At 67.0% G+C, this 8,585-nt stretch carries 2 protein-coding genes; both read right to left on the reverse strand.

Going from position 1 to position 8,585, the window contains the following annotated elements; translation table 11 throughout:
* The coding region (locus tag FN369_RS08565) for a beta-ketoacyl-[acyl-carrier-protein] synthase family protein (protein WP_142525743.1) at nt 1–1,130 on the reverse strand (1,130 nt) is incomplete at its 3' end.
* Between the two features lie 25 nt (nt 1,131–1,155).
* Nucleotides 1,156–8,472, reverse strand: coding sequence for a type I polyketide synthase (locus FN369_RS08570; protein ID WP_218580028.1), 7,317 nt, complete (start codon nt 8,470–8,472; stop codon nt 1,156–1,158).
* Nucleotides 8,473–8,585 lie beyond the last annotated feature (113 nt).

Here is an 8,585-nt window from a genome sequence, read left to right on the forward strand (position 1 = left end):
GGGACCGCCGGCTCGGCAAGGATCTCCTTCCAAATGTGGGGCACGGTCGCCGAGGACATGTTGCCGTTTTCCCGGAAGATCCGACGGCTGAAGGCGACCTGGTCGGCATGGAGCCCCATCTCTTCCTGCACGGAGTCGACGATCCGCGGCCCGCCGGGGTGGAGTGCGAAGAGCAGCCGCTCTCCATCCCGCTCCCAATCCATCCCACAGCTGCGCAGCAGCTCGGTCGCAAAGGGGCGGACCGACTCCCGGATGACGGTCGGAACGTTGGTCGTCAGGGTCATGTCGAAATGATGCGAGCCGGGAATCCAGCTCATTTCCTCGGCCGAATCGGGCAAAAGATGCTCGCGATACCCGAGGAGCTTCAGTCCGCGAACGCTCCTTCGCGCCGCTTCCTCGTCCGAAAGGAGCGTGTAGCGGATGAAGCCGTCTCCAAAGAGCGTCAGAGTTATGATGTTCTGTGGGCTCCAATCCTCGACGTCTCGATGGAGGGAGAGCAGCTCGGTATGGACGATCTCGACTCGCGCCGAGACCGGCCCGAAGCCGCCGCGGGAAGAGGCGAGAAATCCATGGCCCATCTTGACCGCGGGGAAGGCCCCGTAGCAGCCCTTGTGGTAACAGTGGGTGACGGTCGTCTCGAACCAGCCATTCTTGGCGGCGAGGCGCTCGACCGGACTGGGAGCCAGATACCCCGAGCAGGTCACATGGATCCAATCATCGGGCCCGGCTTCCGACGCTTCGTAGAGCTGGCGCAAGACTCCCTCGACCACCCGGCCGTAGCTCGCGTGGCGGCTCTTGAGATCGACTCCCCTCGGCTCCTGCCAATCGGGCAGGAGCCGCAGATGCGCCTCCTCCGGCTCCGAGAGAGCCAATCCCGCATCCGTCCATCGAACGTCCCCCAGCCTCGGGAAAAAGACCAGCTGTCGCCGGCGAATGAGCTTCGGGGAGACGGCATACCGGCTGAAGCGGGCGCGAACCTCGCGCCGGACTTCCCGGATCGCTTCCGGATCGACGATCCGCTCCCGCGCGCAATAGGCGTTGGCGAAGGCCCAACAGCTCACCTCCAGGGAGAGCATCTGTGGAATGGGCTTCACGGCCTCCACGGAGCGGAAATCGGTTAAGACCGGCATCGGTTGCCCCTTTCGGCACCGCTCTTCACCCCTCTCTCTCCGGAGAGAGCCTCCCAGAAATGGGAGAGCCCATGGCCGCTTTCCCCGCGGCCACGACGATCTCGGCCTCTCTCGTCTCGGTCTCTTCGATCTCCCGAAGGAAGAGGGAGGAGCCGACCGTGGGCGGAATGAGTCCGATTCCCCGTTTGGCGAAACGGGAGCCGAGCTCCTCTGCGACCATCCCGCCTTCCCATGGTCCCCATCCAAGGGAAACCGTCCGCACTCCGGGCCATTGGACGGAGAGCCTTTGGGCCAGCTTGTTGAGGACCTCGTTCCCGGCCCCGTAGTCGCACTGGCCGGGATTCCCGAAGCGAGCGGCCGCCGAAGAAAAGAAGGCGAGGAAACGCAGCCCTTCCGGACGGAGCTCTCGCGCCAACGTCAGCGCCGGCGATACCTTCGTCTCGTAGATCCGCTCGAAGGAGGCCAAGCGCTTTTCTTGGAGGAGTCGGTCCTCGACGATTCCCGCCACGTGGATCACCCCGTCGATCCGCTTCTCGCTTCGGTAGATCTCTTGGAGGAGGGCCCGGAAGGCGGCGGCGTCGCGGGCGTCGATCGATCGGTAGAGGACCCGGGATCCGGCGGCTCGGAGCGCCGCCAAATTTCTTTCGATCTCCCGCTTCCTCTCCGATGCCTTCCAAGCATGCTCCGCTTGGACGGGGGTCAGCTCGGGCCGCTCCGATCGGAGCCGACGAAGCAGGAGAGCCTTGCGATCGGCGGGCCCCACGGCCGAGGACTCTTGGACCTCCACTCCCGGCGGGGCGCTTCGGCCGAGAAGAATCAGGGTAGGCCGATATTTGGCGGCGAGGGCTTGCAGCGCGTACGCGCCGATTCCGTAGGCGCCCCCGACGGCGACCACGACGCTTTCGGGATCGAGCGGCAAGAGCGGGCCCGAAGGCGCCAGAGGGGCTTCTTCCAATCGCAGCGTCCATCGACCGATCGGCGTGAAGCCCACTTCGATCGCGGGATCCCCGCAGGCGAGTTCGGAAAGGAGGTGGAATCCCGCCTCCTCCGGATCGAGTTCCGGATCGAAGTCGATACACTTGACCCGCACCTCGGGCCACTCCCGCGCGGCCGTCTTCGCAAGGGCGGGGAGCGCTCCGGAGGAAGCGGCAAAATTTCCACCGCCGCCCAAGCCAAACTTGCCGTCCAAGGACGTTACCGGAACGATCCAGCAGCCCCCGGTTTTCCGCAGCGGCTCCGCCCACGCCTGGAGCGCAAGGAAGAACTCTCGAGCCTCCGCGGCGTGTTCGGCCTCGTCCCGGGAGGGTGACGAAAAAAAGAAGAGGGTTTTCAACGGGGAAGAAGCTCCTTCGATCCATTGCCGCGCCTCACGCAGCGAGCGGGCCGTGGAGAAGCTCTCCTCCCTGCTCTTCGCCGAAAGTTGCCGACTCGCCCTTCCGGGAAGGAGGCGGTAGACCTCGACGCCGCTCTGCGCGAGCAGACGCGCCACTCCTTCCACGAGCGGCGAGGCTCGACCGATCAAGAGGGCGGAGCCCCTCGCCGTCGGAGGAGGCTTGTCTCCGGACTCTTCCGGTCGAGCCTCGAGGGCGCGGACGACATACCGCGCCGTCGAGAAGCTCCTCGGTCCGTCTTCGGAATCGCCCCCCTCGAGGAGGCGAAGGGTCGGTCGAGCTTGAGCGACCGCGCCCTTTCGGCGGAGGGGACCCGCTTTCGAGAGAAGCTCGTCATGCCAGCGGAGGATCTCCTCCAGCGTCCGCCGGGATCCGAGTTCGGCAAAGAGCCACTCCTCCTCCTGCTCGGCCAAGAGCGGGTAGCGCCGGCGTAGCCGGTAGAAGATCTCCGCCCTCTTGATCGAGTCGATCCCCAACTCCGCTTCCATATCGGCATCGAGACGGACCATCTCCTCCGGATATCCGGTCGCCTCGACCACCTCTCGCACGAGCTCCTTCCCGAACTCCTCCCGGTTCTTCGAGATCCCGTTTTGCCGTGGAGCCGCTTCCTCCTCTCCCCTCGGAAAGGGCGTCTTCGGCTCCCCGGGAGCCGACCGGAAGGCCGATTCCCTTGGAAATGGAGGCAGGACCGGAGCGGGAGGAACCCCGAGCCCCTCTTCCGCGTGGCCGCGATGGTGATCGGCTTCCCCATCCGCTTCCAGCGGGCCCACTTCGGCCGAGTTCGCAAGGCTTGGACCGAAGAGGTCCAAGAAGCGGCGGAGGGTCCGCTGTTGCTCTCGCTGAAGCTCGATGAGCTGGCGCAGCGTCGCCTGGAGCTCCCGCGCCGATGAACGGGAAGAAGCCGCAGGATCGGGCGGAGGAGGCGGATCGGCGGGAGAGGAAGCGGAGTGGTCGCCGAGGATCGGTTCGGAGCTCGGCTCGCTCGGAGAATCGTTTTTCTTCATGGGGGCCTTTGTGTCGCAACGATTTTCTTCGAAAGGGAGTCTGGGGATCTCGTCCCCGCCGCTTTCCGCTCTGCGCGAACCGGAGCGAGTCGTCGGATCGGCTTCCAGGCGAACCGCCCTCCCTCCGTCGATCCGCCAGAGGCGGGATTCGCTCTTCTCCCGCGCCTCGAGCTCGACCCGGAAATCCTCCAAGGAAAGCTCGGGCAACCCTCTTCCCTCGAACCAGGCCCCGGACCGGAAGCGCACGCCCGCAGCGAAGCATCGGGCCAAGATCTCGCCCCAGCGCTGCCAAAAGGGGCGGCCGAGCGGATCGAGCCCGAAGGCGAGATGGGGGCGATCGGCCAAAATTTTCCGAACGAAGCCCGTGAGGGTCGCTCCCGGTCCGCACTCGAAAAAGGCCCGGATGCCGGCTCGGTAGAGAGCCTCGATCGTCTCGACGAAGCAGACCGGCTCTTCGATCTGGCGGAGGAGGAGCGCGCGGATCCCGGCTCGAGAGGAGGGATAGGGAGAGGCGCTCCCCCCGCTGAAGACGGGCTTTCGTGGAGCCGAAAAGGAGATCTGAGCCAAAGACTGCGCGAGCGGGGCCCGGGCCTCGGCCGCCAACCCCGAATGGAAGGGAAAGGCCAAGCCGAGCTTCTTGCCGGGGATCCCGGTCCGCCGGAGCTCTTCGAGAGCCCGCTCGATCCCCTCGACCGTTCCGGAGATGGTCGTCTGCCGTGGCCCGTTGGCTGCGGCCACCCAGACCGAGGGTATGGAGGGGAGGAGCTCCCGCACCCTATCGGAAGGGGCGCCGACCGCCGCCATCGCCCCCACTCGCCCCTTCGCGACGAGCTCGTCGATGATTCGACCCCGCTGCGCGGCGAGTCGAAGGAGCTCCTCGGGAGGAAGCGCCGCCGCGGCGCAGAGAGCGGCGTATTCGCCGAAGCTATGCCCGGAAAAACAGTCCGCCTCGAATCCGTACCGGGAGAAAAAGGATAACCCGGCGAGCTCGACGGCGGCCAGCGCGGGTTGCGCCACTCGGCTCGCGTTGAGGGCTTCCTCGCGGGCCGAACGCTCTTCGGCGGAAAAGGTCGCAGGGGGGAAGAGGTAACGGGAGAGTGGCTGGGGAAGCTCCTGGCGGAGGGCCCGGTCGGCCCACTCGAGCCTCTCCCGGCAATCCTCCGAGGCTACCGCGAGCTCCGCGAGCATCCCAACCCGCTGGGAGCCTTGACCGGGGAAGAGGACGCAGAGTCCTCCCAGCCCCGAACCGCTTCCCCAGTAGCATCCCTCCGACTCTCCCGAGCCATCCATCGGCCAGCCGGGCCGGCTTTGCCAAGCCAAGAGCCGGCCACGGAGCTCTTCGAGAGAAGCGGCGAGGAGCGCGAGACGGAAGGGCGGGGTCTCTCTTCCGGCCGGCGAGGGATCCGCCCGGAAGAGCGCGCCGGCTAGGGGGCCGAGCTCCGCGATCCCGCTCCGGGGGAGCCGATGCAGGAGCCGCTCGATCGCATCGAAGATCTGCTGCGGATCGTTCCCGGAAAAGAAGAAGAGCTCCCGCTCGCGCGGCGCAAGATCGATTCGATCGGCGGCGCGGAAGGCTCCTCGGTACTCTTCCAAGACCAGATGGAAGTTGGAACCTCCGAAGCCGAAGGCGCTCACTCCGCAGCGACGCGGACCCTTTTCCGGATCGGCCAACCAGGGTCTCGGCTCCATGGGGAGATAGAAAGGACTCTCGGGGGAGCGCAATGCGGGGTTCGGTCGATCGACCCCGAGCGTAGGAGGAAGGACCCGCTGGTGGAGCGCAAGGGCTCCCTTGAGCAACCCGGCCATGCCGGCCGCAATCTTCGTGTGGCCGATCATCGACTTGACCGAGCCGATCGCACAGGAGGCCGGGAGGGCCTCGCTTCGAGCAAACGCCCGTTTGAGCGCCTCGATTTCGATTCGATCGCCGAGGGAGGTCCCCGTGCCGTGGGCCTCGATCAATCCGAGGGAAGCGGGGTCGATCTCCGCTTCTCGGAAGGCGCGCTCGATCGCCGCAAGCTGTCCTTGGAGATGGGGAGCGGTGAGGCTCCGGTTCCGCCCGTCGCTCGAGCTGCCGCAAGCCCGGAGGAGGGCGTAGATCCGGTCCCCCTCCCGCTCCGCATCCTTTGCACGACGGAGCACCACCGCGGCAACCCCCTCCCCCAGGACGATCCCGTCGGCGGCTGCGTCAAACGGACGGCTCTCTCCCTCGGGGGAGAGGGCGTGGGACTGCGTAAAGCCGACGAACGAGCAGACGTTGTTGTTCGTGTCGGCCGCTCCCACCAGGGCGAAATCGGCTCGTCCGTTGCGCAACTCCTCCATCCCGGCTCGGACGGAGGCCAGAGCCGACGCGCATGCGGCATCGACCGAGAAGCTGGCTCCGCCGAGATCGAGGCGACTCGCGATCCGCCCGGCAAGGACTCCGCTCAGGATGCCGGGGAACGAGTCGGGGGTCCAAAGCGGGAGCTCCCGCTCCAAAAGTCGGCGCTCGATCTTCTCCCGCAGCTCTTGCGGGATCTCCTCGAGCCGTCCGAGATAGTGGCGGATCAGCGCCCGGAAGACGTAGGCGGCGGCCAAATCGGGAATGCCACCGGCTCCGAAGATGGTCGCGGTCCGCTCCCGGGCGAAGGGGCGCCGATGGAGCCCCGCATCGGCTAGGGCTCTGGCGGCGACCTCCAAGGCCAAGAGCTGGACCGGCTCGATCGAAGGCACGCTCGCCGGAGGAATGCCGTACCGGATCGGATCGAAGAGGAGCGGCTCGAGAAAGCCGCCCCATTTCGAGGCGACCCGCTCGGTCGCAGGAACCGCGCCGGAAAAGAACTCCTCGGGCCGCCACCGCGCCGGATCGACCTCCCGGATCGCCCTTCTCCCGCCGAGGATGTTTCCCCAGAAGGAACGAATCCCCTCCGCTCCCGGAAAGAGGCAGGCCATCCCGATGATCGCGATCGGCTCTCTCTCTCCTCGCCCTCTCTTCCGCCCTCCCACTCTCCGCGATCCCACGGCCTGCTCGAGCTTCCGGTAGGAATCGACGGAGACCGTCCGGTGCAGCTCCTCGACCGTGAGGATTTCTCGACGGAGTCGGGCCGCCTCTCCCAGCATATAGAGCCCCTCCTTCCTCTGGAGAGGGAGCGGAGCGGAGACATAGCCGGGAGGGGTGCCCTCTTTCTCCGGCACGGCGGAACGGGTGATCCCCTTGGCCGCGATCCGCAACCGGCCTACGTTGAGGAGCTCGAGCTCCCGGAGCAGCTCGGCCTTCGGAGTCCCCGCGAGGAGGAGGCGGCGACGGCGTTCCAAAAACTCCGTACAGAAAGGGGTCCGGGCGCAGCGGGTCCATACCCCGGTTCCCGAGGGAAGGAGAGCCGTCCTCCGGCAGGCCGCCGCCTGACGCTGGAACTCCCGGACGATGGCGCCGTCTCGGACCACTTCCCGAGTGAAGAGGTAGGCCGTTCCCATCAGCACCCCGATCTGGCCTTCCCTCTCCACGAGCGGAGCCGCCAGGACGGAGACCATCGCCGCCGAAAGGGCGTCATGAATCCCCCCCGCAAAGAGCACGCGGAGCGGCGGGGAAGAGGAGGCCGCCTCCGTCGCGAGAAGCAAGATCGCCTTCTCCCAAAGGACGAAGCTCGTCCGTGGGCCCGTGTGGCCTCCGCATTCGCTCCCTTCCAAGATGAAATGGCGATGCCCTTCCTGGAAAAAGCCACGCAGGATTTCCGGAGAGGGGACATGCGCATAGGTCGTGATCCCCAGCCCTTCGAGCCTTCGGATCTGGCTCATCCGAGCGCCGGCCAGGAGGGCGAAGGGCGGCCTCGTCTCCTCGATGGCCTCCATCTGCTCCTCTTGGTATTCCGGAGGAAGGAACCCGAGGAGGCCCACTCCCCAGGGAAGGCCCTCCAGCGCATCGGCGGTCCGGAGCAAGAGAGAGCGGACCGCCTCCCTTCGCAGCACCGCCAAGGCGAGGAAGGGGAGCCCTCCCGCCCGAGCGACCGACCGGGCAAAGGCGGGCGTATCGCTTACCCGAGTCATCGGTCCTTGGACGATCGGGAAGCGCGTCCGGTGCGCCGTGGCGAGGGCCGACCCCTCGCCCAGCGCTCTCTGCGAAAGCGCTTGCCTCGCTCTCCGCGCAAGCGAGGCGCGGAGTCCCTCCAGAACCCTCCCTACCGTCCCGTAGGTCGACGCGAGCTCTGGGGCGAAGGCGATCTCCTGGCCGAGAGGAAAGAGCCCACCGTCCTCCGATCCCTCCAAGAGAGCCGCGAGCTTCCGCCACCAGATCCCCCCCCGGTCGGCCTCTTCCTGAAGGATCCGGATCGGCTCCGGACCCGTCCGGGAAAAGAGGCGAAAGAAGATCTCCTCTCCGCCGACCGCCGCGCCCACCGCTCCCTCGCACTCCTTCCCTCCCGGTCTTTGCTCCGGTCGCGCGTACGGTCCCTCCTCGGTAAGCCAGAGCGCCTCGGAAAGCACGACACCCGAAGCTCCGGCCGCCTCCGCGGCTGCAGCACCCCCCAAGCCGATCCCGCCCCAAAGCAGATATGGGATCCCCAGCCGTCCGTGGAGCTCCTGCAGCAAGATAAAGGAGCTGCTCATGCCCACGCGGCCGCCGGCCTCGTGGCCGCGAACCACCACACCGTCGAACCCCGCCGCTTCGGCCGCGAGTGCCTCGGAGAGGCCGCAGACCTCGAGCCAGACGCGCTCGGCCAGCGCGCGGCCCGCCTTCCGGATCCTCGGCAGTTGCGCTTTTCGAAGGGGAGAGGCACCGCCGATCGAAAGAAAGAGATGAGGAACCGGAGGGGAGGACCATTGGCCGATTTTTTCGGGAGACCTCGAGGAAAGACCGAAGCTCTCCCATCGAATCCCCCAGCCGCCTTCCGCTTCCGCCTCCCTTCGCAACCGCTCCACCGCCCTCTTCCGCGCGCCGCAGCCGCCGCGTCGATACCCCAAATCGAGGATTCCCAAGGCCCCCGCCCGGCACGCGGCGATCGGCAGCGTCGGATCGAGGAGGTGGGCGGGGCTGACGACGGCGAAACAAAACTCCCCCTTCTTTTTTGCCGCCCCCCGGCCGGCCGGAG

Origin of the sequence: Methylacidimicrobium cyclopophantes, assembly GCF_902143385.2 — a bacterium.
Classification (GTDB): Bacteria; Verrucomicrobiota; Verrucomicrobiia; order Methylacidiphilales; family Methylacidiphilaceae; genus Methylacidimicrobium; species Methylacidimicrobium cyclopophantes.